Source organism: Bradyrhizobium sp. CCBAU 51745 (genome assembly GCF_028128715.1).
Classification (GTDB): Bacteria; Pseudomonadota; Alphaproteobacteria; order Rhizobiales; family Xanthobacteraceae; genus Bradyrhizobium; species Bradyrhizobium manausense.
In genome coordinates this window covers 1-24,834 of record NZ_LBJP01000066.1, presented here as the reverse complement: position 1 = coordinate 24,834, position 24,834 = coordinate 1, and the positions used below count along the sequence as shown (strand labels likewise).

At 65.0% G+C, this 24,834-nt stretch carries 22 protein-coding genes, 1 tRNA gene and 1 pseudogene; 15 read left to right on the top strand and 9 right to left on the bottom strand.

The genetic code is table 11. The annotated features are described in order from the left end of the window. The first annotated feature begins 79 nt into the window (after nt 1–79). A complete protein-coding gene (locus tag XH98_RS15975) occupies nt 80–4,903 on the top strand; it encodes an NAD-glutamate dehydrogenase (RefSeq protein WP_271603546.1) in 4,824 nt (1,607 codons plus the stop codon). Nucleotides 4,904–4,980: 77 nt separating this feature from the next. Beyond that, nucleotides 4,981–5,322, top strand: a complete 342-nt coding sequence (locus XH98_RS15970) for a hypothetical protein (RefSeq protein ID WP_271619182.1) — start codon at nt 4,981–4,983, stop codon at nt 5,320–5,322. A 29-nt stretch (nt 5,323–5,351) separates the two neighbouring features. Here the strand turns inward: XH98_RS15970 and XH98_RS15965 are convergent. After that, nucleotides 5,352–5,428 (bottom strand) — tRNA-Arg (locus tag XH98_RS15965). 292 nt (nt 5,429–5,720) lie between these two features. Then, nucleotides 5,721–7,259: a sensor histidine kinase gene (locus XH98_RS15960; RefSeq protein WP_271619181.1), complete on the bottom strand. Its 1,539-nt coding sequence runs from the start codon at nt 7,257–7,259 to the stop codon at nt 5,721–5,723. Between the two features lie 383 nt (nt 7,260–7,642). Between XH98_RS15960 and rpmH the strand changes: the two genes are divergently transcribed. The 11 genes from rpmH to dapE all read left to right on the top strand — a co-directional run bounded on the left by rpmH (nt 7,643) and on the right by dapE (nt 17,315). After that, the gene (gene rpmH / locus XH98_RS15955) at nt 7,643–7,777 is read left to right on the top strand and encodes a 50S ribosomal protein L34 (RefSeq protein WP_008542748.1); all 135 of its coding nucleotides are present in this window, start codon (nt 7,643–7,645) and stop codon (nt 7,775–7,777) included. 28 nt (nt 7,778–7,805) lie between these two features. Continuing rightward, nucleotides 7,806–8,216 carry a ribonuclease P protein component gene (rnpA, locus tag XH98_RS15950; protein WP_271603544.1) on the top strand — a complete coding sequence of 137 codons (411 nt, stop codon included), beginning with the start codon at nt 7,806–7,808 and terminating at the stop codon, nt 8,214–8,216. Between the two features lie 16 nt (nt 8,217–8,232). Continuing rightward, nucleotides 8,233–10,098 (top strand): membrane protein insertase YidC, encoded by a 1,866-nt coding sequence (gene yidC, locus XH98_RS15945; protein ID WP_271619180.1) that lies wholly within the window; start codon nt 8,233–8,235, stop codon nt 10,096–10,098. A gap of 114 nt (nt 10,099–10,212) precedes the next feature. Beyond that, nucleotides 10,213–10,866 carry a ribosome biogenesis GTP-binding protein YihA/YsxC gene (yihA, locus tag XH98_RS15940; protein WP_271603542.1) on the top strand — a complete coding sequence of 218 codons (654 nt, stop codon included), beginning with the start codon at nt 10,213–10,215 and terminating at the stop codon, nt 10,864–10,866. Continuing rightward, nucleotides 10,866–11,225 carry a DUF423 domain-containing protein gene (locus XH98_RS15935; protein WP_271619179.1) on the top strand — a complete coding sequence of 120 codons (360 nt, stop codon included), beginning with the start codon at nt 10,866–10,868 and terminating at the stop codon, nt 11,223–11,225. The genes yihA and XH98_RS15935 overlap by 1 nt, the downstream gene beginning before the upstream one ends. 211 nt (nt 11,226–11,436) lie before the next feature. Beyond that, on the top strand, nt 11,437–12,324 hold the full coding sequence (gene argB / locus XH98_RS15930; RefSeq protein ID WP_057748412.1) for an acetylglutamate kinase: 888 nt from the start codon (nt 11,437–11,439) through the stop codon (nt 12,322–12,324). 233 nt (nt 12,325–12,557) lie between these two features. Beyond that, nucleotides 12,558–13,544, top strand: a complete 987-nt coding sequence (locus XH98_RS15925) for a DUF1036 domain-containing protein (RefSeq protein WP_333932090.1) — start codon at nt 12,558–12,560, stop codon at nt 13,542–13,544. Between the two features lie 15 nt (nt 13,545–13,559). Then, a complete protein-coding gene (locus XH98_RS15920; RefSeq protein WP_271619177.1) occupies nt 13,560–14,249 on the top strand; it encodes a pyrimidine 5'-nucleotidase in 690 nt (229 codons plus the stop codon). 211 nt (nt 14,250–14,460) lie between these two features. Next, nucleotides 14,461–15,306: a 2,3,4,5-tetrahydropyridine-2,6-dicarboxylate N-succinyltransferase gene (gene dapD, locus XH98_RS15915; protein WP_271603538.1), complete on the top strand. Its 846-nt coding sequence runs from the start codon at nt 14,461–14,463 to the stop codon at nt 15,304–15,306. A gap of 222 nt (nt 15,307–15,528) precedes the next feature. Continuing rightward, nucleotides 15,529–16,152, top strand: coding sequence for a DUF805 domain-containing protein (locus XH98_RS15910; protein ID WP_271619176.1), 624 nt, complete (start codon nt 15,529–15,531; stop codon nt 16,150–16,152). Further along, nucleotides 16,149–17,315: a succinyl-diaminopimelate desuccinylase gene (gene dapE, locus XH98_RS15905; RefSeq protein WP_271619175.1), complete on the top strand. Its 1,167-nt coding sequence runs from the start codon at nt 16,149–16,151 to the stop codon at nt 17,313–17,315. Before XH98_RS15910 ends, dapE begins: the two co-directional genes overlap by 4 nt. Nucleotides 17,316–17,474: 159 nt before the next feature. Here dapE and truA read toward each other — a convergent pair whose 3' ends face one another. From truA to def, 3 genes are all read right to left on the bottom strand, one after another. Continuing rightward, the gene (truA, locus tag XH98_RS15900; RefSeq protein ID WP_271619174.1) at nt 17,475–18,212 is read right to left on the bottom strand and encodes a tRNA pseudouridine(38-40) synthase TruA; all 738 of its coding nucleotides are present in this window, start codon (nt 18,210–18,212) and stop codon (nt 17,475–17,477) included. Continuing rightward, nucleotides 18,212–19,135 (bottom strand): methionyl-tRNA formyltransferase, encoded by a 924-nt coding sequence (fmt, locus tag XH98_RS15895; protein WP_271619199.1) that lies wholly within the window; start codon nt 19,133–19,135, stop codon nt 18,212–18,214. Before fmt ends, truA begins: the two co-directional genes overlap by 1 nt. A 128-nt stretch (nt 19,136–19,263) precedes the next feature. Next, nucleotides 19,264–19,791, bottom strand: coding sequence for a peptide deformylase (gene def / locus XH98_RS15890; RefSeq protein WP_271603534.1), 528 nt, complete (start codon nt 19,789–19,791; stop codon nt 19,264–19,266). 169 nt (nt 19,792–19,960) lie between these two features. Between def and XH98_RS15885 the strand changes: the two genes are divergently transcribed. Together XH98_RS15885 and XH98_RS15880 are read left to right on the top strand one after the other, a co-directional pair. Then, nucleotides 19,961–21,160 carry a DNA recombination protein RmuC gene (locus XH98_RS15885; RefSeq protein ID WP_271603533.1) on the top strand — a complete coding sequence of 400 codons (1,200 nt, stop codon included), beginning with the start codon at nt 19,961–19,963 and terminating at the stop codon, nt 21,158–21,160. 189 nt (nt 21,161–21,349) lie between these two features. Next, on the top strand, nt 21,350–22,714 hold the full coding sequence (locus XH98_RS15880; protein ID WP_271619173.1) for an AmpG family muropeptide MFS transporter: 1,365 nt from the start codon (nt 21,350–21,352) through the stop codon (nt 22,712–22,714). Between the two features lie 149 nt (nt 22,715–22,863). Here the strand turns inward: XH98_RS15880 and XH98_RS15875 are convergent, their stop codons facing one another. From XH98_RS15875 to XH98_RS15860, 4 genes and pseudogenes are all read right to left on the bottom strand, one after another. After that, nucleotides 22,864–23,301, bottom strand: coding sequence for a hypothetical protein (locus XH98_RS15875; protein ID WP_220001419.1), 438 nt, complete (start codon nt 23,299–23,301; stop codon nt 22,864–22,866). A gap of 24 nt (nt 23,302–23,325) precedes the next feature. Beyond that, nucleotides 23,326–23,928: a recombination mediator RecR gene (gene recR, locus XH98_RS15870; RefSeq protein ID WP_271603530.1), complete on the bottom strand. Its 603-nt coding sequence runs from the start codon at nt 23,926–23,928 to the stop codon at nt 23,326–23,328. Nucleotide 23,929: 1 nt separating this feature from the next. Then, nucleotides 23,930–24,250 carry a YbaB/EbfC family nucleoid-associated protein gene (locus XH98_RS15865; protein ID WP_128949514.1) on the bottom strand — a complete coding sequence of 107 codons (321 nt, stop codon included), beginning with the start codon at nt 24,248–24,250 and terminating at the stop codon, nt 23,930–23,932. Nucleotides 24,251–24,274: 24 nt separating this feature from the next. Further along, a pseudogene (locus tag XH98_RS15860) lies at nt 24,275–24,834 on the bottom strand (DNA polymerase III subunit gamma/tau); the annotation flags it as partial.

The following is a 24,834-nucleotide window of genomic DNA, read 5'->3' as shown; positions in this document are numbered from 1 at the left end:
CACGGTCAAGAAGATGCGCTCGAAGAGGCGCACTCCAAGAACACAATGCCCGACCGTCATTGCGGATCGTCGGTGGGAGATGGAGGATGCGATGGCGTGGCGTGACGACAAGGCCCGGGCAACTCTGATCCGCGAGGCGGCAGGAAGCGTGCAGCCGGGAAAGGCCCCCCGAAGCTTTGCCGAGCTTTTGTTCGCCTTCACCAATGTCGAGGATCTCGCCAGTCACGATGCCTCCTCGCTTGCCTTCCTGGCGGAGCAAGCCTGGGAGCATGTGCAGCGGCGCACGGCGGGGCGTGCCGATATCCGCGTCGTCAATCCGCTGATGCCGGACGGGCGCGAGATCTCAGTGCTCGAAATCCTCAACGACAACATGCCCTTCCTGTTCGATTCCACCATGGCGGAGCTCACCGAGCAGGGCATCGAAGTCACCCTCGTCGCTCACCCCATCATCGCGGTGGAGCGCGATGAGCAGGGCAAGCTCCTGCGCTTCTACGGCGAGGCACTGCCGGAAGGGGAAAAGGGCGCGCGAGAGAGCCTGATTCATCTCCACATCACCCGCCTGGACGCCGACGCGGACCGCGAGAGGCTGATTGACGGCCTGACCAGGACGCTCGGCGACGTGCGCGCCTGCGTGGCGGACTGGCGCGCCATGCGCGACCGCGTCGAGGACGCGGTCAAGACGTTCTCGTCCAATCCGCCGCCGCTGCCGATCGACGAGGTCGCCGAAGCCAACCAGTTCCTGCAATGGCTGTGCGCGGACAATTTCACCTTTCTCGGCGTGCGCGAATATCGCTTCCTGCCAGGGCGGGATGCGTCGGACGACATCACGACCGGCGAGGGCCTCGGTATCCTCCGCGATCCCGACGTAAAGGTCCTGCGCCGCGGCAGCGAAATGGTGGTGATGACGTCGGAGATTCGCGAGTTCATGCGCGAGCCGACCCTGCTCATTGTCATCAAGGCCAATGTGAGCAGCCGCGTTCATCGCCGCATCCGGATGGATTACGTCGGCATCAAGCTCTATACGCCCGACGGCCGGCTCGAGGGTGAATTGCGAGTCGTCGGTCTGTTCACCTCGGGTGCCTATACGCGCTCGGCACGACAGATCCCCTATGTTCGCCACAAGGTATCGCGGGTGCTCCAGCGCGCCGGCTTCGACCCGAACAGCCATTCGGGCAAAGCTCTCCAGCATATTCTCGAGGAATACCCACGCGACGAACTTTTCCAGATCGACGTCGATACCCTCTTCAATTTCGTCATGGAGATCCTGATTCTCTATGAGCGTCCCCGCGTCCGGGCGCTGGCGCGGGTCGACAAGTTCGATCGCTTCGTCTCCATCCTCACCTTCATTCCGCGCGATAAGTACGACACCGACGTCCGTACGCGTGTCGGAGCCTTCCTGGCGCAGGCCTACAAGGGGACCCTGTCCGCTTCCTACGTCTCGTTCCCGGAAGGCGCGCTGGCGCGAGTCCAATTCATCATCGGACGCTATGAAGGTAAGACTCCCGCCGTCGAGCGCGCCACGCTTGAAGCCGGGATCAGCGCCATCGCCGCGACCTGGGCCGACAAGCTGAAGGCGGCGCTGGCTGCGTCGACCGACGGCATGCGGGCGCGCATGCTCGCAAATCGCTACGCTCAGGCCTTCAGCGGCGGCTATACCGAGGCTTCCACGGCCGAACAGGCGGTCGCCGACATCGCCACTATCGAGAAGCTCACACCAGCCCGCCCGGTGACGATTTCGGTTCACCGCTTCGAGAAGGACGATCCCCGGCGCTTCGGCCTCAGGGTGTTTTCGGATGCCGCGCCTCTATCGCTGTCCTACCGCGTGCCCGTGATCGAAAATCACGGCCTGCGCGTGGTCAACGAACGCACCTATCAGATCGTGCCCGGCAACAGGCCCGAGCCGGTCTGGCTGCACGACATGACGATTGAGACCAGCGACGGCCAGCCGATCGAGATCAGCCGGGACTTCAGCCATCGCCTGGAGGCCTCGATCATGGCTGTTGTCACCGACCGCGCCGAATCCGACGGATACAATGCCTTGATCCTGCGCACTGCGCTCGGCTGGCGGGAAGTCTCGTCTATCCGGGCGCTGTCGCGTTATCTGCACCAGATCCGCACGCCGTTCACCCAGGATTACATGTGGGAGACGGTGCGCAAGAACGCCGCCATCACGGCGAACCTCGTCGCGCTGTTCCAGACGCGCCTTGATCCGCGCCTTGTCCTGACCGATCGCGAGCGTTCGGCGCGCGAGATAACTCTCGTTGCTGAGATCGAGGAGCAGCTCAAATCCGTCGCCTCGCTCGATGAAGACCGCATCCTGCGCCGTTTCACCAATCTGGTGCAATCGACCATCCGCACCAATTTGTGGCAGCTCGGCCCGGATGGACATCCGCGCCCGGTGATCTCCTTCAAGTTCGACGCGCGCAAGATCGACGATTTGCCGGCGCCGCGACCGCTCTACGAAATCTTCGTCTATTCACCGCGCGTCGAAGGCATTCACCTGCGCTTCGGCAAGGTTGCGCGCGGTGGCTTGCGCTGGTCCGATCGGCCGCAGGATTTCCGTACAGAGATCCTCGGCCTCGTGAAAGCGCAGCAAGTCAAGAACGCCGTGATCGTGCCGGTCGGCGCCAAGGGCGGCTTCGTGCCCAAGCACCTGCCGCCGCCCTCCGATCGCGAGGCGTGGCTCGCGGAGGGCACCGAAGCCTATCGCATCTTCGTGCGCTCGCTGCTCGAACTCACCGACAATCTTGACGGCGACATCGTGGTGCCGCCCGACCTGACCATGCGGCACGACGGCGACGATCCCTATCTGGTCGTCGCCGCCGACAAGGGCACCGCCACCTTCTCCGACGTCGCCAATGCGATCTCGGCCGAGAACAACCATTGGCTCGGCGATGCCTTCGCCTCCGGCGGCAGCCAGGGCTACGACCACAAGAAGATGGGGATCACGGCGCGCGGCGCCTGGGAGGCGGTCAAGCGCCACTTCCGCGAGCTCGGCACCGACATTCAGACCATGCCGTTCACCGTGGTCGGCGTCGGCGACATGTCCGGCGACGTCTTCGGCAACGGCATGCTGCTCTCGCCGGCGACGAAGCTCGTTGCGGCGTTCGATCACCGCGACATCTTCATCGATCCATCCCCCGACCCCGCGACCAGCTTCGCTGAGCGCAAGCGCCTGTTCGACCTGCCGCGATCGAGCTGGCAGGACTACGACAAATCGCTGATCTCGGAAGGAGGTGGCGTGTTCTCGCGCTCGCTCAAGGCGATCCCGCTCGCGCCGGAAGTGCGCAGCCTGCTCGATCTCGACAAGGAGCAGGCAACGCCCTTCGAGGTGATGACGGCGATCCTGAAGGCGCGCGCCGACCTCTTGTGGTTCGGCGGCATCGGCACCTACATCCGCGCGTCGACGGAAAGCGACGATCAGGCCGGCGACCGCGCCAACGATCCGATCCGCATCACCGGGACCGAGGTTCGCGCCAAGGTCATCGGCGAAGGTGCCAATCTCGGCGTCACCCAGCGCGGCCGCATCGAAGCGGCGCAGAAGGGCGTCAAGCTCAACACCGACGCCATCGACAATTCGGCCGGCGTGAACACGTCCGACGTCGAGGTCAACATCAAGATCGCGCTGGCACGCCCCGAACGCGAGGGACGCCTCAGCTTCGCCGATCGCAACAACCTGCTTGCCGCAATGACCGACGAGGTCGGAACGCTGGTGCTGCGCAACAACTATCTGCAGACGCTGGCGCTCTCGCTCGCCGAACGCAAGGGCATGGCCGAGACCGGCTTCCTCACCCGCCTGATGCAGTCGCTCGAGCAGCGCGGCCTGCTCAGCCGTGCCGTCGAATTCCTGCCCGACGACGCCGCGATCGCTGAGCGCACGCGGCGCGGCCAGGCCCTGACACGGCCCGAGCTTGCAGTGCTGCTCGCCTACGCCAAGCTGACGCTCTACGAGGACCTGCTCGTCACGGGCGTGCCTGATGATCCCTATCTCGCCCGCAGACTGTCCCTGTATTTTCCGCGCGAAGTTCTCGATAAATTCCCGACCGCGGTCGAGCTCCATCGCCTGCGACGCGAGATCATCGCGACCAGTCTCGTCAATGCCGTGATCAATCGCGGCGGCCCAGCCTGCATCGTGCGCCTGACCGACGAAACCGACGCCGATGTCTCGACCATCGTCATGGCGCAGGTTGCGGTGGACGCGATCTACGAGCTCAGGCGGCTCAACGACGGGATCGACGCGCTCGACACCCTCATCGACGGGCAGTTGCAGCTCAGCCTCTACGCGGCGATCCAGGATCTGCTGCTCTCCCGCATGGTCTGGTATGTGCGCAACGTCGATTTCAAGGATGGGCTGAGCGCAATCATCGCCCGGTTTGGCCCTGCCGTCCGCGACGTTGCAGCCTCGCTCGACGACGCCCTGCCGCCGGACATGCAGGCCGCGCGAGCCAAGCGCCGGCAGGAGCTGACCGATGCCGGCGTCCCGAGCGGACTCGCCGGAGATCTTGCCGACCTCGATGCCCTGCACTCGGCGCCTGATATCGTGACCGTCGCCGAGGGTACCGGTCGCAGCATCGGCGATGCCGCAGCGACGTTCTTTGCCGCCGAGGCCAATTTCCGTCTCGACCGCATCACCGCCGCTGCGCGCAACGTGCCGGCAAGCGATCATTTCGAACGCCTCGCCATCGACCGTGCCGTCGACCTGATCGCAGCTGCCGAAAGACGACTGGCCGCAGACATGCTGACCATCGGCCAATCCGGTCAGCAGGCTGCCGAGACGTGGCTTGTGGCTCATCCTGAAGCCACGCGCATCCGCCGAGCGGTCGAGGAGATTGCCGCTGGTGGCCTGACGCTTGCCAAGCTGATGGTGGCGGCCAACTTGCTGAGCGACCTGGTCAAAGGCTGACGGGCGCACGGCTGCACGAGCGAATCTGGAATGCAATGTCAGGTGAATGGTTGTCAGCCAGCGAATGGAGGGACCCGATGATCCACGCGACTTGCCATACCGCCGACAACATCCGCTGCCTCGAGTTCGATGCTACGCCCTGGTTCAGCGAGGCTGACGTTCCGAGCATTGTCGATTTGGCCCAACGAGGCTGGGCCAGCACGGCGATTGTCGACTCCCTCGAGCGCCGACGCGGATACGAAGGCCTGCATGATCTCGTTGAATATGCGGCGAAGCGACTGCAACCCGACAAGATCGAGGACCCGGCCTGGGAAACGTTCGAGTGCGTCGTCAACGGACCCGAAGCCGTGGCCTGGCTCGAGAAAAACCGGCCGAACGTCGCGGCAAGAATTCCGAACCAGAGCCGTGGTCAACGCTAGGAGAGGGCCTCGCAACGAATGGCCAAAAATGGCGCGCCCGGAACGATTCGAACGTCCGACCCTCAGATTCGTAGTCTGATGCTCTATCCAGCTGAGCTACGGGCGCGTTTTTCGCTGCTCGTGCGGGCCAGGCCCGCACGCAGCCTCCGGACAGCGCCGGAGGGGTGCGAAGAGGGCTCTGACTAACCGCTCTTGCCGGCGTTGGCAAGGTCCGGGTTGGGGAGATTTTGCAGGGAAATGACGGTCTCTCCACCGTCATTCCGGGGCTCGCGACGCGAGAACCCGGAATCTCGCACCAAAACCTCTGGATTCCGGGTTCGGCGCGGCGCGCCGCCCCGGAATGACGGACGATAACTCGCACGCCAGGGATGACGCGGGGCGCTCGGCCTTTGGCCGACCTACGCCCGCTGCCGCTCGCTGCGGATGGAGAGGAGTTCCACCGGGCGGTCGGGGATGACGATCCGGAAGGTGGCGCCGATGGTGCCTTCGACGAGGTGGATGTCGCCGCCATGGGCACGGACGAGCTCAGCGGCGATGGCGAGGCCCAGCCCGCTGCCGCCGGGGCGGCCGGAGGTCTGGAAGGCTTCGAACAGGTGTTCCCGGGTCTTCTGGGGTACGCCGGGGCCGGTATCGGACACCTCGAGGATGGCGACGGCGCCCTCGCGTTTGCCGGTGATCCGGATCTGCTGCGGGCCGCCGTCGCCGGAGGCATGGCTCTCCAGCGCCTGGGCGGCGTTGCGCACGAGGTTGAGCAGCACGCGAAACAGCTGGTCGGGATCGGCGTCGACCGAAAGGCCGCGCTCGATCGCGGCGACCCAGGCGATTGTGGCATCGTTGGCAAGACCGGCGGTCTCGCGCACCTCGAGCACGACGGGCTCGACCAGCAACATGCGGCGATCGGGCGCGGCCTCCTGGGCGCGGCCATAGGATAGCGTCGACTGGCAGAACGCGATGGCGCGTTCGAGCGAGCGCACCAGCTTCGGCGCGAAGCGCTGCACCCGGGGATCGGGCACGCTGGCGAGCTGATCCGACAAGAGCTGCGCCGAAGCCAGCAGGTTGCGCAGATCATGGTTGATCTTGGAGACGGCAAGACCGAGCGCGGCGAGCCGGCTCTTCTGATGCAGCATCGACATCAGGTCGCGCTGCATGTCGGACAATTCGCGCTCGGCGACGCCGATCTCGTCGCTGCGCTGGCTCGGCACGATGATCCGGGCCGAGCTTTCCGGATTCTCGTGGAAGCCGACCAGGCTCGCGGTCAGCCGCCGCATCGGCCGCACGAAGAGATAGTGCAGGGCGAGATAGACGAGACCCGCGGTCAAGACACCGATGATCAGCGCGACCACCACGACGTTGCGGGAGAAGCGGTACATCGACTGCCGCAGCGGCAATTCGTCGGTCACGATCTCGACGAACTGGGCATTGCCGACACCGGGACCGACGATGCGGATCGGCTGGTTGCCGGTCTCAAGCATCATCTGGAACGAGCCGGTGATCGCCTCCCACACGGTCATGTCGCGCAAATCGACGTCATGCTCGATCGCGGACGGCAGATTGTCGCTGGCAAGCAGCCGGCGCTGCTGGCCCATCTTGATCGCGACGGCGCGCGCATTGATGCTTTTGAGGATTTCCCGCGACAGCGAGTCCGGCACCATGCCAAGCGGCGCCGCGTCGAGCACCAGTGCCGCGGTGTTGGCCGCCGCAACGCGGTCGTTGAGGCGGTTGACCCAGAAGTTGGCGATCGCGGGGACGTAAAGCAGCACGGCTGCGATCATGACCAGGGGGACGGTCAGCAGCAGCAGCTTGCCCGATAGCCCAAGCCCGCCCGGGCCACGGGACCGCGTCGCCGGCGAACCCGGCTGGTCCTCTGGCCGATCCGGATCTCGATCCAGGCTTTGATCCGGATTCTGGGCCGGCTGCTGAAGGTCCGTCGCTTCCACGAAGTTCGCCCCTGCTGGCCTTCTGAGAGCTTGGTGATGGAGGATGCGACCGCCCCCCCGGGGCGGTCAAATTACAGATCGCTAATCTGCCAAGGTGGGATGTAGGCGCTGATATCGCTATCCGCCACCTCAAGGGTTAAAAACCCCAAGGGAAACAGGAAGGAAACAGGAAGGAAACAGCGATATTCACCGGAACTGCGCGGTCCTGCGGCGTTGACGAAAACAAGACGCTCCCTTATAAGCCGCGCAAATTGTCCGCGATGACCCGGTGCGACACCGGGAGCGGCTCTTCTGGGGCCGGAAACGGCCCGTTTTGGGCCGCATCTTTACGGACTTTATCATCAATTCTACAGGCAAATTGCCCGGTCAGCGGAGAAAAACCCGTGAAGCGGACTTATCAACCCAGCAAACTGGTGCGCAAGCGCCGTCACGGTTTCCGTGCTCGTCTCGCCACTGCCGGCGGCCGCAAGGTTCTCGCCGCCCGCCGCGCCCGCGGCCGCAAGCGTCTGAGCGCCTGAGCCGGACCCCCTTTACCGGGATTTCATTATGGATCGGCTGAGGCAGCGAGCGGATTTCCTCGCCGTTGCCAATGGCGCGCGGGTGAACAGTCCCGCGTTCGTCCTGCAAAGCCGGCGTCGCGACGACCTCGGTCCTGTCAGGATCGGCTTCACCGTTACCAAAAAGAACGGCAACGCTCCCGAACGCAATCGCATCCGGCGCCGACTTCGCGAATTGGTGAAGCGGCTCGACCCGGTATCGATGCAACCCCATCATGATTACGTGCTGGTCGGACGCAGGGGCGCGCTCTCGCGCGACTTCACGACCATGCTCGACGATCTGCGCATAGCGATCACGAAGCCCGCGCGGCATACGGCCAAAGGATCTGACAACGGATCTGACAAGGGACGCCGGCCAAATCCAAGGCCCGGCCCAGCCGCCAGCCGCAAACCGGATTGATGACGAGACCATAGTGATGACCGACAATCGCAATACCATCCTCGCCGTCATTCTGTCCGGCCTGGTGCTGATCGCCTGGCAGTACTTCTACAACGTGCCGGCGATGGAGAAGCAGCGCGCCCAGCAGCAGGCCCAGCAGCAGGCCCAAGCCGAGCTGCAGAAGGTCAATCCGCAGCCGACGGCCTCGGCCACGCCGGGCGCCACGCCGCAGGCGGGCTCGACGACACCGACCACCGCGCCAGGGGCGAACCAGCCGGCCCAGCCGGTCGTCGCCCGCGACACCGCGATTGCATCGAGCCCGCGCGTGAAGATCGACACGCCGCGGCTCGTCGGCAGCATCTCGCTGAAGGGCGGCCGCATCGACGATCTGGCGCTGGTGCAATATCGCGAGACGGTCGATCCGAAATCGCCGCCGATCATTCTTTATTCGCCCTCGGGCACCGCAGAGCCCTATTACGCCGAGTTCGGCTGGGTGGCGGCCACGGGTGTGACGTCGAAAATGCCTGATGCCCAGACCGTCTGGCAGCAGAACGGCAGCGGCAGCCTGACGCCATCAACGCCTGTCGTCCTGAAGTGGGATAATGGCGATGGCCTCAGCTTCCGCCGCACCATCTCGGTCGACGACCACTATCTCTTTTCCATCAAGGACGACGTGAGCAATGTCGGCAACGCGCCCGTTACGCTCTATCCGTTCGCGCTGATCTCGCGCCACGGCACGCCGCAGGTTTCGGGCTATTACATCCTGCATGAAGGCCTGATCGGCTATCTCGGCGAGCACGGCCTGCAGGAGTACGCCTACAAGAAGATCGACGAAGCCAAGAAGGTCGACTTCAAGGCCACCAATGGCTGGCTCGGCATCACCGACAAATACTGGGCCTCGGCGCTGCTGCCCGACACCAGTGCGCAGCTTCAGGCCAAGTTCTCCTCGAACCTCGTCGGCAACGTCCACACCTACCAGACCGACTATCTGCTCGACCCTGTTACCGTCGCGATCGGCGGCACCGCGACCGCAAATGCGCGGCTGTTCGCGGGCGCCAAGGAAGCCGGCGTGGTCGGCATCAATTTCCCGCTCGCCGGCCTCGGCGGCTACAACAAGGCGCTCGGCCTCAACAAGTTCGATCTCCTGATCGACTGGGGCTGGTTCTACTTCATCACCAAGCCGATGTTCCTCGGCCTCGACTTCTTCTACCGCTTCTTCGGCAATTTCGGCATCTCGATCCTGCTCGTGACCGTGATCGTGAAGCTCTTGTTCTTCCCGCTGGCGAACAAGTCCTACGCCTCGATGGCGAAGATGAAGTCGATCCAGCCGCAGCTTCAGGCGCTGAAGGAGCGCTATCCCGACGACAAGGTGAAGCAGCAGCAGGAGATGATGGAGATCTACCGCAAGGAGAAGATCAACCCGGTCGCCGGCTGTCTTCCCGTGGTGATCCAGATCCCGGTGTTCTTCTCGCTCTACAAGGTGCTGTTCGTCACCATCGAAATGCGGCACGCGCCGTTCTACGGCTGGATCAAGGACCTCTCCGCACCCGATCCGACCAACCTCTTCAACCTGTTCGGGCTGATCCCGTTCGACCCGACCACCATCCCGGTGTTCGGCCACTATCTGGCACTCGGCATCTGGCCGATCATCATGGGCATCACGATGTGGTTCCAGATGAAGCTGAACCCGACGCCGCCGGATCCGACGCAGCAGATCATCTTCAACTGGATGCCGCTGATCTTCACTTTCATGCTGGCAGGTTTCCCGGCGGGCCTCGTGATCTACTGGGCCTGGAACAACACGCTCTCGGTGATCCAGCAGAGCTTCATCATGCGTCGCAACGGCGTGAAGGTGGAGCTGTTCGATAATCTCAAGGCGACGTTCGCGAAGAAGGCGACGTAACTCTCACACACACAGTCATTCCGGGATGGTGCGAAGCACCAGACCCGGAATCTCGAGATTCCGGGTTCGATGCTTCGCATCGCCCCGGAATGACGGCAAAGCAGAGAGCTTCGCATGACCGACGACATCGATGCGAAGCTGATCGAGGCCGGGCGAAAGCTGTTCGCCCGCGACTGGCAATTCATCTGGGCCTCCCCCTCGATCCAGACGCTGCCGCCGATGGCGGGGCCGGAGATCGCCTTTGCCGGGCGCTCCAATGTCGGCAAATCGAGCCTGATCAACGCACTCACGGGGCGTAACGCGCTGGCGCGCACTTCGCACACGCCGGGCCGCACCCAGGAGCTGATCTTCTTCGAGGTCCCCGGCAAGACCGACCTGCGCCTCGTCGACATGCCCGGCTATGGCTATGCCAAGGCGCCGAAGAGCCAGGTCGCGTCCTGGACCGAGCTGATCCACACATTCCTGCTGGGGCGGGCCTCGCTCGCGCGCGTCTATGTGCTGATCGATGCGCGGCACGGGCTGAAGGATGTCGACCTCGACGTGCTCAAGACGCTCGACCGCTCCGCCGTCAGCTATCAGGTCGTGCTGACCAAGGCCGACCAGGTGAAGGCCTCCGAGCTGCAAGCGCGCATCGCCGAGACGGAAGCTGCATTGGCAAAACATCCGGCCGCGTTTCCGAACGTGATCGCGACCTCGTCGCGCTCATCGACCGGCATGGCTGAATTGCGTGCCGCGATGGCCAAGCTGCTCGAAGAGCGGAGCGCGTGATGCTCCGCCTGCTGCTCGCCCTCGCCGGTCTGATGGGCGCCGCCGGCGTGGCGCTGGCTGCGGCCGCCGCCCACGGCACGGATGCCAGCCGGCTTGCCTCCGCCAGCGCCATGCTGCTGTTTCATGCAACTGCCATATTGGCGGCGGTCACCTTGCTCGCGCGCGGCCTTCTGCACGGCGGAATTGGCCTGATCGCCGCATTCGGCTTCGTGATCGGCGCTATGCTGTTCGCGGGCGATCTCACCCTGCGGCAATATGCGGGGCATTCGCTGTTTCCGATGGCCGCGCCGACGGGTGGAACGCTGATGATCTTGAGCTGGCTGGTGGTGACGATTGCAGCGGTGGTGCCTGCGCGCTGAACCGTAGCCCGGATGCAGCCAACGGGTCGCGCGAATGCGCGCCCGATGACAGGCTCCGCGCAATCCGGGGTTCTTTCCGCGGGGCACCGGTCCCGGATTACGCTTCGCTCCATCCGGGCTACAAGTCCCGCATGCCAGCCCCACTTTGCGCCTCGCCCGCCAATCAGATAGAACGCGAACCCGCGTTAGTCCCGCCAGCGAGATCCGTGACATGACCGACATCTCCCCGCTCGACCAGGCCCGCATCCTGTCCGAAGCGCTGCCGCACATGCAGCAGTACGACGAAGAAACCATCGTCATCAAATATGGCGGCCACGCCATGGGCGACGAGGAGACCGCGAAGAATTTTGCCCGCGACATCGTGCTGCTCGAGCAGACCGCGATCAATCCGGTCGTGGTGCATGGCGGCGGGCCGCAGATCGCGACCATGCTCAAGCGCCTCGGCATCGTCTCGGAATTCGCAGCCGGCCTGCGCATCACCGACGCCGCCACCATCGAGATCGTCGAGATGGTGCTGGCCGGGTCGGTCAACAAGCAGATCGTCGGCTACATCAACGAGGCCGGCGGCAAGGCCGTGGGGCTATCAGGCAAGGACGGCAACATGGTGAAGGCGTCGAAGACGACGCGCACCATCATCGATCCGGACTCGAACATCGAAAAGGCAATCGATCTCGGCTTCGTCGGCGACCCCGAGAAGGTCGATCTGACGCTGCTCAACCAGCTGATCGGCTACGAGCTGATCCCGGTGCTGGCGCCGCTCGCGACCTCCAAGGAGGGCCAGACGCTGAACATCAACGCGGACACCTTTGCCGGTGCCGTGGCGGGCGCGCTGAAGGCCAAACGCCTGTTGCTGCTTACCGACGTGCCCGGCGTGCTCGACAAATCGAAGAAGCTGATCCCCCAGCTCTCGGTGAAGGACGCGCGAAAGCTGATCGCCGACGGCACCATTTCCGGCGGCATGATCCCGAAGGTCGAGACCTGCATCTACGCGCTGGAGCAGGGCGTCGAGGGCGTCGTCATCATCGACGGCAAGATGCAGCACGCGGTGCTGCTCGAGCTGTTCACCAACCAAGGCACGGGGACGCTGATCCACAAGTGATGAGCGAGCAGGACCAACGGAAAAAGCTTGTCATGCCCGGGCTTGACCCGCCTGCGCGGCCGAAGCCGCTTCGGCGAGGCGAAGGCCCGGGCATCCAAAGCTCTCGCCTCGCGTCGTCATTCCGGAGCGCCCGCAGGGCGAATCCGGAATCTCGAGATTCCGGGTCTGGTCCTTCGGACCATCCCGGAATGACGAAGGTGAAACAACGCCGCTCGGCCCTCACCCGTTTCCTGATGACGCTGCCGGCCGCGGCCATCTCGCTCTTCTTCTCCTCCGCGCCTGCTTTCGCCGACCTGAAGATCTGCAACCGCATGTCCTACGTGGTCGAGGCCGCGATCGGCATCGACGACAAGGCGGCGACCGCGACGCGCGGCTGGTTCAGGATCGATCCCGCCACCTGCCGCGTCGTGGTGCAGGGCACGCTCACCGCCGACCGCATCCTGCTTCACGCCCGCGCGCTCGGCGTCTACGGCGCCTCGCCGATCCCGCAGAACGGCCACGACATGCTGTGCGTGGCGCAGGAGAATTTCGTCATCGCCGCCGCGCGGCAATGCCGCAGCGGCCAGACCCAGGCGGCGTTCACGCAAGTGACGCCGACGCAGGCCGACGACGGCAATCTCGTCGCCTATCTCGCCGAGGATTCCGAATATGACGACGAGCAGGCGCGACTGGCCGGCATCCAGCGGCTGCTGGTGATCGCAGGCTACGACATCGGCGCCATCGACGGCGTCGACGGGCCGAAGACGCAAGGAGCGCTCGCCGCGTTCCTGAAGAGCCGCGGACTGTCGTCCGACACGGTCTCTTCGCCAGGCTTCTTCAAGACCCTGGTCGATGCGGCGCAGACGCCGTCCACCAGCGGTCTCACCTGGTGCAACGACACGCCGCACAAGGTGATGGCGGCAATCGCGACCGATGACGGCAAGTCCGTCACCAGCCGCGGCTGGTATCGCATCGATCCCAAGACCTGCCTGCATCCTGATGTATCAGGCCAGCCCAAGCAGATCTTCAGCTTCGCGGAAGCCGTGGACAGCGACAACCGTGCCATCAGGCTGAAGGACAAGCCACTGAACTGGGGCGGCGGCAAGCAGCTCTGCACGCGCGAGACCAAGTTCGAGACCAATGAGCAGACCGATTGCGGTGCGCGCGGATTTGTGGCGACGGGATTTGGCGTGGTGGATATGAGCAGTGGCGGCAAGACGCTGCGCTTTGCGTTGCCGTGATTTGAGGGAATTGTGATGAAATCCCCCCGCGCCTTCAGCCATATCGACACCTGGGTGTTCGACCTCGACAACACGCTCTATCCGCACCACGTCAATCTGTGGCAGCAGGTCGATGCTAGAATCGGCGAGTTCGTGTGCAACTGGCTGAACGTGACGCCCGCGGAAGCGCGCAACATCCAGAAGGACTATTACCGGCGCTTCGGCACCACCATGCGCGGCATGATGACCCTGCATGGCGTGCGCGCCGACGACTATCTCGCTTACGTGCACAAGATCGACCATTCGCCGCTGGAGCCGAATCCGGCGCTCGGCGCAGCCATCGCCAAGCTGCCGGGACGCAAGCTGATCCTGACCAACGGCTCGGTCGATCATGTCGATGCGGTGCTGGCGCGACTGGGACTCAGCTCGCATTTCGACGGCGTGTTCGACATCATCGCCGCCGAATTCGAGCCCAAGCCGGCGGCGCAGACCTATCGGAAATTCCTCGATCTGCACGCGGTCGACGCAACCAAGGCCGCCATGTTCGAGGATCTCGCCCGCAACCTCACCGTTCCGCACCAGCTCGGCATGACCACGGTGCTGGTGGTGCCTGACGGCACCAAGGACGTGGTGCGCGAGGATTGGGAGCTGGAGGGCCGCGATGCGGCCCATGTCGACCACGTCACGGAGGACCTGGCGGGGTTTTTGGCGGGGTTGTCGCGGTGAAGACGTAGCGGCCGCCGTCATTCCGGGGCGCCCGAAGGGCGAACCCGGAATCTCGAGATTCCGGGTTCGATGCTTCGCATCGCCCCGGAATGACCGTTGAGGATGGCCCAGACAAGCCCAGCAAACACGATTGTGCGCTTGACTTGAGCTTTCCAAATCCCGAAAAAGCGCCCCAATCCATCAAATTCCCCGCTCCCAAGAGGAAATCCCGATGTCCCTGTCCGCCCTGGAATCCACCATCAACAGCGCTTTCGAGGCGCGTGACGGCATCTCGACCTCGACCAAGGGCGAAGTCCGCGATGCCGTGAACCAGGCGCTGGAGACCCTGGACAAGGGCGAGGCGCGCGTGGCCGAGCGCGGGGCCGACGGCAAGTGGAAGGTCAATCAGTGGCTGAAGAAGGCGGTGCTGCTGTCGTTCCGTCTCAACGACATGGACGTCATCGCCGGCGGCCCGGGCCAGGCCAACTGGTGGGACAAGGTGCCCTCGAAGTTCGAAGGCTGGGGCCCGAACCGTTTCCGCGATGCCGGTTTTCGCGCGGTGCCGGGCGCCGTGGTGCGCCGCTCGGCCTTCATCGCCAGGAACGTCGTGCTGATGCCGTCCTTCGTCAATCTCGGCGCTTACGTCGATGAGAGCACCATGGTCGACACCTGGGCCACCGTCGGCTCCTGCGCGCAGATCGGCAAGCGCGTGCACATCTCCGGCGGCGCCGGTATCGGCGGCGTGCTCGAGCCGCTGCAGGCCGAGCCCGTGATCATCGAGGACGATTGCTTCATCGGCGCGCGCAGCGAGGTCGCCGAGGGCGTGATCGTGCGCAAGGGCGCGGTGCTGTCGATGGGCGTGTTCCTGGGCGCTTCGACCAAGATCGTCGACCGCGAGACCGGCGAGGTCTTCATGGGCGAGGTGCCGGAATATGCCGTCGTGGTGCCCGGCGCCCTGCCCGGCAAGCCGATGAAGAACGGCCAGATCGGCCCGAGCACCGCCTGCGCCGTGATCGTCAAGCGCGTCGACGAGCGCACGCGCTCGAAGACCAGCATCAACGAGCTGCTGCGGGATTAAAGCGGCCTCCATCGTCGTCCCGGCGAAGGCCGGGACCCATAGCCACAGGGCTCAGTTGGGCGAAGATTGGAAGTGGTCTTCGAGACGGGCACCGCTCAAGACCGATAGACTTCGCGGGATGGGTCCCGGCCTTCGCCGGGACGACGCCGAGGAGCGATCGAACCCCCTCTCCCTCCATCGCGACCAAGATCCGGGCGACCCTTCCTGCCCGGAGCCTCTCGCATGAACTGGATCTGGTACCTGTTCCGCTTCGACGGCCGCATTGGCCGTGCCGGGTTCTGGTGTAGCCTGTTCTTTGTCTTGTGCGGCATGATCCTGCTGCTGTTCCTCTGCGCGGGCGTCATGGTCGCGTTCAGCGGCAAGATCGGATCGTTCGAGCTGAATGCCGACGACGTCTTCGCGATTGTCGATCCCTCCACCTATCGATGGTCGCTGCTGGACCATGTGCCGCTGCTGCTGCTCAAGCTTGCCGCGACCGGACTGTTGCTCTGGATCTATCTCGCGATCGTGGTGAAGCGGCTGCATGACCGCGACAAGAGCGCCTGGTGGCTGCTCGCTTATTTCGTGCTGCCGGGCCTCTACAAGCAGTTCGAGGAGCGCCTTCCGGACAGCTATTGGGTGCTGCCGCTCGCATTGGCGAGCGCCGTCCTCACCCTCTCGGCCTTGGTCGAGACCGGCTTTCTGCGCGGCACCATCGGGCCGAACCGGTTTGGTCCGGACCCGGAGGCCAAGGAGGCCGACGATTCTGCCTCGCCTGCGAAAAGCTGGGACCAGAGCCGCGAGCTCGAAATTGTCCCGCCCAGCGCTAGCCCGCCCGGCGGCATGCATGTTAAGCGGGGCGCATGACCGATGCCCTCTCCCTTGCCCGCGACCTGATCCGCTGCCCCTCGGTAACCCCTGAAGACGCCGGCGCGCTCGGCGTGCTTGAGAAAGCGCTGGGCGCAGCCGGCTTCATTTGCCGCCGTGTGACCTTCAGTGAGGACGGCACCGCCGACGTCGACAATCTCTATGCGCGGATCGGCACCGAAGGCCCGCACATCACCTTTGCCGGCCACACCGACGTCGTGCCAGCAGGCGACGAGAGCGCCTGGAGCGTTGGCGCGTTCTCCGGCGAGGTGAAGGACGGTTTTCTGCACGGCCGCGGCGCGGTCGACATGAAGGGCGGCATTGCGTGCTCGGTGGCCGCGGTGCTGGAGCATCTCGCCGCCAATGGCGGCAAGCCGCGCGCGGACGGAAAGGGCTCGATTTCGTTCCTGATCACCGGCGACGAGGAAGACGTCTCGATCAACGGCACCATCAAGCTGCTGAAATGGGCCGCCGAGCGCGGCGAGAAGTTCGATCATTGCGTGCTGGGCGAGCCCTCCAATGTCGAGACGCTCGGCGACACCATCAAGGTCGGCCGCCGCGGCTCGCAGTCGGGCACGCTCGTCGTCGACGGCGTGCAGGGCCACGTCGCCTATCCGCATCGCGCCTCCAATCCGGTGCCGGACATCTCGCGTCTGATCGTGGCGATCTCGGACGAGCCGCTCGATCATGGCAGCGCGCAGTTCCAGGCTTCCAATCTCGAATTCGTCTCGGTCGACGTCGGCAACAAGGCCTTCAACGTCATCCCCGGCGAAGCCCGCGCCAAATTCAACATCCGCTACAACGACAACCACACCCAGGCATCCTTGCGCGAGCTGGTCGAGACCCGTCTCGCCAAAGCCTGCGGCAACCGCATCAAGGCCCGTATTGTCTGGGAGCCATCGAACTCGAACGTGTTCGTGACCAAGCCCGGCCCGTTCACTGACCTCGCGGTGTCCGCAATCGAAGAGGTGACGGGTCGCAAGCCGGAGCTGTCGACCTCAGGCGGCACCTCGGATGCGCGTTTCATCTCGAGCTATTGCCCGGTGATCGAGTTCGGCCTGGTCGGCCAGACCATGCACCAGGTCAACGAGCGCGTGCCGGTGGTGGATTTGGAGAAGCTGACGAAGGTCTATCGCGGGATTCTGACAAGGTATTTTGTTTAACGCTCAACGCCCCATTCTCCGCTGTCATCGCCCGGCTTGACCGGGCGATCCAGTATTCCAGAGACGCCAGCGATAGGACGAGAGGCCGCGGCGTACTGGATGCCCCGGTCAAGCCGGGGCATGACACCGCTGATGAGGCAACAGCCGCGCGCCTCTCGCCTAATAATCCACCTTCATCAGATACAGCCCCTCCGGCGGCGCGACGATGCCGCAGGCGGCGCGGTTGCGGGCGGCAAGCGCTGCGGAGAGATCGTCGGCGGTCCAGCGTCCCTCGCCGACCCAGACCAGCGAGCCCACCATCGAGCGCACCTGACTGTGCAGGAACGAGCGCGCCGAGGTGAGGATGGTGATCTCGCGGCCATCGCGAAAGACGTCGAGCTGATCGAGCGTCTTCTCCGGCGATTTCGCCTGGCACTCGGTGTCGCGGAACGTCGTGAAATCGTGCTTGCCGAGCAGGCGCTGGGCGGCCGCATGCATCGCGTCAGCGTCGAGCCGGCGCGGCACGCGCCAGGCATGGCCGGCGTCGAGCGCGAGATTGGCGCGGGTGTTGATGACGCGGTAGCGATAGTGGCGCCTGATCGCCGAGAAGCGGGCCTCGAAATGATCGGGCACGATCTCGGCTTCGAGCACTGCGATCGGATGCGGACGCAGATGCGCATTCAACCCGTCGCGAAAACGGCCGGGCGGAAACTGCTTCTCGACATCGACATGCGCGACCTGGCCGCGCGCATGCACGCCGGCATCGGTGCGGCCGGCACCGTGCACGCGCAGATCGGCGCCCGTCATCGCCTTCACCGCTGCTTCCAGGGCGCCCTGGACCGAGGGCAGCGTGTCCTGGATCTGCCAGCCGAAGAACGGGGCGCCGTCATATTCGATGGTGAGCTTGTAGCGCGGCATTAGGTGAGCCGCATCGGCGGCTTCACAGGCGTGCCGCGCAAAAAGTCTGCCGCCTGCATCCGGCCCTTGCCCTCCCGCTGCAGCTCGAGGATGCGGATGGCGCCCTCGCCGCAGGCGATGGTGAGTTGATCGTCCAGCACGGCACCCGGCGCGCCGGAACCTTCGGCAAGCGCGCAGCGCAGGATTTTGACCCGCGCATTCTCAAGCTCGGCCCAGGCGCCGGGAAACGGCGACAGGCCATGAATATGGCGCAGCACCGCATGGGCGGGCTTGCTCCAGTCGATCCGCGCCTCGGCCTTGTCGATCTTGGCGGCATAAGTGACGCCGTCCTCGCGCTGCTTTTTCAGCTGCAACCCGCCGCGGTCAAGCGCCGCCATGGCGCGCACCATCAGGTCGGCGCCGAGACGGGCGAGGCGATCGTGCAGATCGGCCGCGGTCATGTTGTCGGTGATCGGAAGCCGCTCGGCCATGGCGACGTCGCCGGTATCGAGGCCGACATCCATCTTCATCACCATGACGCCGCTCTCGGCATCGCCGGCCATGATCGCGCGGTTGATCGGCGCGGCGCCGCGCCAGCGCGGCAGCAGCGAAGCGTGAAGGTTGTAGCAACCGAGCCGGGGCGCATCGAGGATCGCCTGCGGCAGGATCATGCCATAGGCGACGACGACAGCGGCATCGGCGTCGAAGGCGCGAAACTCTTCCAGCGCCTCCGGCGTCTTCAACGTCTTCGGCGTCAGCACGAGGACGCCGAGCTTTCGCGCGGCCTCTTCAATCGGCGTCGGCTGCATCTGCAGCCCGCGCCGCCCGCCCGGCTTCGGCGCGCGGGTATAGACGGCCACGATCTCGTGGCCGTGCGCGACGAGCTCGAGCAGCGTCGGCACGGAGAAATCGGGCGTGCCCATGAAGATCAGGCGGAGCGGCATCGGGGAAAAACCTGCGAAGGACGCAATTAATGTGACCGTCATTCCGGGGCGGCTCGAAGAGCCGAACCCGGAATCTCGAAGTTCCGGGTTCGATGCCTTGCATCGCCCCGGAACAACGACAGAAAGACCTACTCCGCCGCGCGCTTGGCGGCTTTCTCGAACTTCTTGATGACGCGGTCGCGCTTGAGCTTCGACAGATAGTCGACGAACAGCACGCCGTTGAGATGATCGATCTCATGCTGGATGCAGGTGGCGTAGAGGCCTTCGGCGTCCTCCTCGTGCAGCTTTCCGTCGAGATCGGTGAAGCGCACGCGCACCTTGGCCGGGCGTTCGACCTCCTCGTAATATTCGGGGATCGACAGGCAGCCTTCCTCGTAAGTGGACAGCTCCTCTGACGAGGCGATGATCTCCGGATTGATGAAGACGCGCGGCTCCGGCTTGGTCTCGCCGTCCGGGTTGGGCTTGGCGAGGTCCATGGTGATCAGCCGCAGCGGTTGCGCGATCTGGATCGCAGCGAGGCCAATGCCGGGCGCGTCGTACATGGTCTCGAACATGTCGTCGGCAAGCTTGCGGATCTCCGGCGTGACCTTCTCGATCGGCTTGGAGACCAGACGCAGCTGCTTGTCGGGCAGGATGATGATTTCTCTGAGGGCCATGGCGGGCGATTTAAGCTGCGCACGAGAAGCGGTCAATGCGGCCGGGAACGCGTCAACCCTCCGCTAACCATAAAACTTCGCCTTTCGGTAACCATAAAAATGAGGGGGCCGTTAGGGTCATCGTTCTCTCTTCGTTCGCTCTGGTCCGCGAATCGGCTAGAAGGGCGACATGAACGAGATCATTTTCATGCTGGGCGACTGGCCGGTGCGCACCATCGATGCGCTGATCGGCTTCGGCGCCCTCGTCCTCATCCTGCTGGTGGTGATTGCCGTCGTGATCGCGCGCTCGGGGCGGCGCGGCGCGGAACTCGCGATGGCGAGCGCGATCCGGGCCGACGAGCTGGAAGAGCGGCTCGCCCAGGTGCTGCACGCGCAGAGCGAGGCCTCCGGGCGGGTCGACGCCATGACCCAGGCGCTGGCCGGCCGCCAGGCCGAAATGGCGCGGGCGGTCAACGAGCGGCTGGATTCGGTGACCCATCGGGTCGGCCAGTCCATGGAACACTCGACCCGCAACACCATGGAGAGCCTGCGCGCGCTGCACGAGCGGCTCGGCATCATCGACTCTGCCCACAAGAACCTCACCGACCTCACCACGCAGGTCACGACCCTGCGCGACGTGCTCGCCAACAAGCAGTCGCGCGGCGCCTTCGGCCAGGCGCGGATGGAGGCGATCGTCCAGGACGGTCTGCCGAAGGGGTCCTACGAATTCCAGTTCACGCTCTCAACCGGAAAACGGCCCGACTGCGTCGTGTTCCTGCCCGACCAGCGCCCGCTCTGCATCGATGCGAAATTCCCGCTGGAGGCGATGACCGCGCTGCACGATGCCCGCACCGACGAGGAGAAGCGCCTCGCCACGCAGCGGCTGCGCAGCGACGTGATGAAGCATGTCAGCGACATCGCGGAAAAATACCTCGTCACCGGCGAGACCCAGGAGATGGCGCTGATGTTCGTGCCGTCGGAATCGGTCTACGCCGAAATCCATGACGGATTCGACGACGTGATCCAGAAGGCCTATCGCGCCCGCGTCGTGCTGGTGTCGCCCTCGCTCTTGATGCTCGCGATCCAGGTGATGCAGCAGATCATGAAGGACGCGCGCATGCGCGATGCCGCCGACCAGATCCAGACCGAGGTGATCAAGCTCGGCGACGATCTCGGCCGCCTGCGCGACCGTGTGTTGAAATTGCAGAAGCACTTTGCCGACGCCAACGAAGACGTCCGGCAGATCCTGATCTCCGCCGACAAGATCGAGAAGCGGGCGGGACGAATCGAGGAGCTCGATTTCAGCAAGACCGATGCGCCGGAAGGCCCGCGGCTGGTGACGACGGGCGCGGGCGAGCTGTTTCCGAAGAAGCTGCAAGCGGGTGAATAGGATATGGGCACACTGCCATACCCCGCGAAGGCGGGGTATCCAGTACGCCGCGGCAGCAGTGATTGAATCGAGGTGCTGGTGACCACTGGATCGTCCGCCTTCGCGGACGATGACATTGAGGGGGCCGAAGGCATTCCCGCCACACGGCTGCCGCGAGTCTTTTCCCCCGGAATCTGCTAACACCGCCCTATGACCGCACCCGACACGACGTCCCCCGCCGGCACTGACGCCCCCGCGACCTCCTGGCGCGACAGCCTGGCTGTGTACCTGCAACCGCGGGTGCTGATCGTGCTGTTCCTCGGCTTTTCGTCAGGGCTGCCGCTGGCACTGTCGGGCTCGACGCTGCTGGTGTGGATGCGCGAGGCCGGCGTCGATCTCAAGACCATCGGGCTGTTTGCATTGGTGGGCACGCCCTACACGCTGAAGTTCCTGTGGGCGCCCCTGGTGGATGCGCTGCACGTGCCGCTGTTCACGCGCGCCTTCGGACGGCGGCGCGGCTGGCTGCTGTTCTCGCAGCTGCTGCTGATCATTTCGATCCTGCTGCTGGCGATGACCGATCCGGCGCGGTCACCGTTCTACGTCGCGCTCGGTGCGCTGCTGGTGGCGACGACGTCGTCGACCCAGGACATCGTGGTCGACGCCTTCCGCGTCGAGAGCCTGCCGGAGAGCGAGCAGGCGGCCGGCATGGCGGCCTATGTCGCGGCCTATCGCATCGGCATGCTGGTTTCGACCGCGGGCGCGCTGTTCATCGTCTCCGGCTTCGAGAGCACCGGCATCACGCGCAGCGCGGCCTGGATGTGGGGCTATGTGGTGATGGCGGCGATGGTGCTGATCGGGACGATCACGGCGCTTGTTGCGACCGAGCCCGAGCAGTCGGTGCGGGCGGAAGCTGCGACGCAAACCGAGACCGCATTCACGCGGGTGCTGCACGCGGCGATCGGCGCCTTCTCGGAATTCCTGTCGCGCAAGGACGCGCTCGCAGCGCTCGCCTTCGTGGTGCTGTTCAAGTTCACCGACGCGTTCTCCGGCACCATGACGGCGCCGTTCGTGATCGATCTCGGCTTCACTCGCAACGATTATGCGGCGATCGTGAAAGGCGTCGGCCTTGCCGCGACGCTGATCGGCGGCTTTGCCGGCGGCTTCGTCGCGCGGCGCTACTCGCTGGCGACCTCGCTGTGGATTGGCGGCGTGGTGCAGGCGCTGGCCAACCTCACCTTCTCCTGGCTCGCGCTGGTCGGCACCAATCAATGGGCGCTGGCGCTCGCGATCTGCGCCGAGAATTTCACCAGCGCCATCGGCACGGTGATCTTCGTCGCCTATCTCTCGGCGCTGTGCCAGAACCCGCTGCACACCGCGACGCAATACGCCCTGCTCACCGCGCTTGCGGCGGTGGGACGGACGTACCTGTCGTCAGGAGCAGGCTTCGTCGCCAGCGCGACCGGCTGGCCGCTGTTCTTCGTCATCTGCGTGCTGGTGGCGATCCCGAGCCTGGTGTTGCTCACCTGGCTGCAGAAGCGCGGGCATTTCGAGACGCTGGGGCCGGTGAGGGTGTAGGGCGAGCACGTGCCGCAGCCGCAATGCCGTAGGGTGGGCAAAGGCGCAACGCGCCGTGCCCACCATCTCTCTCGGTCGTCAACAGTGCGTGGGCACGCTTCGCTTTGCCCACCCTACGGCAGCTCGCTACGGCACCTCGCCTGCCGCCCTTACTTCTTCACCAGGCTCCATTTCGTCACGACAGCCTCGCTCATCTGGCCGGGATCGCTGGCGCAGGCGACTTCATCTACCTTCACGGAGATCTCCTTGCCGACGAAGGATTTCAGCTGCGAGGCCTGCGCGTCGCTGGAGGTGACGAGCTGGAAGGTCTCGGGCCCGGTCTCGAGGTCGCACAGCCCGTTCGGCGCCGGCAGGCGGCGCGGCTCGGAGGTGATCTGGTACATCGCGACACGCTTGCCCGCGTTCTTGGCGTCGCGAATCTTCATGGCGTTGAGCTCGCCCGAGAGCACCTCGCCGGCGCTGATCGGCTTGCCGGGCTTCGAGGGCGGCGGCGCCTCGCTCTCCTGCTGCGCGGCGGCGATGGCCGGCGTCACCAGCAGCAGCATCGTCGCGACCAAAGCCGATCGTGTGGCGAAAAGTTTCGTCATGTCGTCCGTTCCGCGGGTCTGTGGCTAGAACAGGGTGCGCTGCCGCATGGCGGCCGATAGCGTGCCCTCATCGAGATAATCAAGCTCGCCGCCGACAGGCACACCATGAGCCAGCCGGGTGACCTTGACGTTGGCGTCCTGAAGCAGGTCGGTGATGTAGTGCGCCGTGGTCTGGCCGTCGACAGTCGCATTCAGCGCCAGAATGACCTCGTGCACCTCGGGTGCGTGCGCGCGCGCGACCAGCGCGTCGATGGTGAGGTCCTGCGGGCCGACACCGTCGAGCGGCGACAGGGTCGCACCCAGCACGTGATAGCGGCCCTGGGTTGCATTGGCCCGCTCCAGCGCCCAGAGATCGGCGACATCGGCGACGACGACGATGATGGCGCCATCGCGCTTCGCATCGGTGCAGACCGTGCAGGGATTTTGCGTATCGATATTGCCGCAGGTCTTGCAGACCTGGACCTTGTCCAGCGCGACCTGCAAGGCTGATGACAGCGGCATCATCAGCGCTTCGCGCTTCTTGATCAGATGCAGCGCCGCGCGACGCGCGGAGCGCGGGCCCAAACCGGGCAGCCGCGCGAGAAGCTGGACCAGCCGCTCGATTTCAGGACCTGCAACCGCGCCCATCTTACTGGCCGAACAGCCCCGGCGGCAGGCCGAGCCCGCCGGTCAGCGACTGCATCTTCTCCTGCATCGCGGTCTCGGCCTTGCGGCGGGCGTCACCGAGCGCGGTGACGAGCAGGTCTTCCAGCACCTCGCGTTCTTCCGGCTTCATCAGCGAGGGATCGATCTTGACGCCCTTGACGTCCATCTTCGCGGTCATGCGCACGGCGACGAGGCCGCCGCCGGAGATACCCTCGACCTCCACATTGCCGAGCTGCTCCTGCATCTCCTGCATCTTGGATTGCAGCTGCGCCGCCTGCTTCATCATGCCGAGAAAATCAGCCATGGGTTTTCGTCCTCAAAGATAGGCTCAGAGATCGTCGTCGGCGTCGGAACCGTCGGGCGGATCGTCAGAGCCGTAGTCAGCGTTAATATTGGACTCCGGCGTCTCCGGGGCAAGCCTGCGGACCTCGATGACCTTCGCACCGGGGAAGCGCGACAGCACCTCCTGCACGCGCGGATCGGCCTCTGCGTTGCGCGCATGTTCCTGCTTGGCGGCCTGGTTCACCGAACGGAGCGTGGGCTGGCCCTGCTCGTTGGAAACGATCATGGTCCAGCGCCGGCCGGTCCACAGCTCGAACTTCTTCGCAAGCTCCGAGATCATGGTCTTGGAGGCGTTCGGCTCGAGCGCGACCTCCAGCCGGCCCTCCTCGAAACGGACGAGCCGCATGTCGCCTTCCAGCGCGCTCTTGGTCATGAGGTCGCGCTTCTGGCCCGCGAGCGCGACGAGCTGGGTGAAGCTGGTGACACGCAGCTGAGGTGTTGCGCCTTGCGGATCCGGCGCGGGCGCCGCCATCTGCGGCCGCGCGCCGCCGCCGAACGCCGATGGCGACGAGGTCGGCATGCGAACCGGCGCGGCCGGCGGGGCCG

Bases quoted from the DNA above. Each gene is read 5' to 3' on its own strand.
- XH98_RS15975 (WP_271603546.1), top strand. From the start codon at position 80: ATGGAGGATGCGATGGCGTGGCGTGACGACAAGGCCCGGGCAACTCTG.
- XH98_RS15970 (WP_271619182.1), top strand. From the start codon at position 4,981: ATGATCCACGCGACTTGCCATACCGCCGACAACATCCGCTGCCTCGAG.
- rnpA (WP_271603544.1), top strand. From the start codon at position 7,806: ATGGATCGGCTGAGGCAGCGAGCGGATTTCCTCGCCGTTGCCAATGGC.
- yidC (WP_271619180.1), top strand. From the start codon at position 8,233: ATGACCGACAATCGCAATACCATCCTCGCCGTCATTCTGTCCGGCCTG.
- yihA (WP_271603542.1), top strand. From the start codon at position 10,213: ATGACCGACGACATCGATGCGAAGCTGATCGAGGCCGGGCGAAAGCTG.
- XH98_RS15935 (WP_271619179.1), top strand. From the start codon at position 10,866: ATGCTCCGCCTGCTGCTCGCCCTCGCCGGTCTGATGGGCGCCGCCGGC.
- argB (WP_057748412.1), top strand. From the start codon at position 11,437: ATGACCGACATCTCCCCGCTCGACCAGGCCCGCATCCTGTCCGAAGCG.
- XH98_RS15925 (WP_333932090.1), top strand. From the start codon at position 12,558: ATGACGCTGCCGGCCGCGGCCATCTCGCTCTTCTTCTCCTCCGCGCCT.
- XH98_RS15920 (WP_271619177.1), top strand. From the start codon at position 13,560: ATGAAATCCCCCCGCGCCTTCAGCCATATCGACACCTGGGTGTTCGAC.
- dapD (WP_271603538.1), top strand. From the start codon at position 14,461: ATGTCCCTGTCCGCCCTGGAATCCACCATCAACAGCGCTTTCGAGGCG.
- XH98_RS15910 (WP_271619176.1), top strand. From the start codon at position 15,529: ATGAACTGGATCTGGTACCTGTTCCGCTTCGACGGCCGCATTGGCCGT.
- dapE (WP_271619175.1), top strand. From the start codon at position 16,149: ATGACCGATGCCCTCTCCCTTGCCCGCGACCTGATCCGCTGCCCCTCG.
- truA (WP_271619174.1), bottom strand. From the start codon at position 18,212: ATGCCGCGCTACAAGCTCACCATCGAATATGACGGCGCCCCGTTCTTC.
- fmt (WP_271619199.1), bottom strand. From the start codon at position 19,135: ATGCCGCTCCGCCTGATCTTCATGGGCACGCCCGATTTCTCCGTGCCG.
- def (WP_271603534.1), bottom strand. From the start codon at position 19,791: ATGGCCCTCAGAGAAATCATCATCCTGCCCGACAAGCAGCTGCGTCTG.
- XH98_RS15885 (WP_271603533.1), top strand. From the start codon at position 19,961: ATGAACGAGATCATTTTCATGCTGGGCGACTGGCCGGTGCGCACCATC.
- XH98_RS15880 (WP_271619173.1), top strand. From the start codon at position 21,350: ATGACCGCACCCGACACGACGTCCCCCGCCGGCACTGACGCCCCCGCG.
- XH98_RS15875 (WP_220001419.1), bottom strand. From the start codon at position 23,301: ATGACGAAACTTTTCGCCACACGATCGGCTTTGGTCGCGACGATGCTG.
- recR (WP_271603530.1), bottom strand. From the start codon at position 23,928: ATGGGCGCGGTTGCAGGTCCTGAAATCGAGCGGCTGGTCCAGCTTCTC.
- XH98_RS15865 (WP_128949514.1), bottom strand. From the start codon at position 24,250: ATGGCTGATTTTCTCGGCATGATGAAGCAGGCGGCGCAGCTGCAATCC.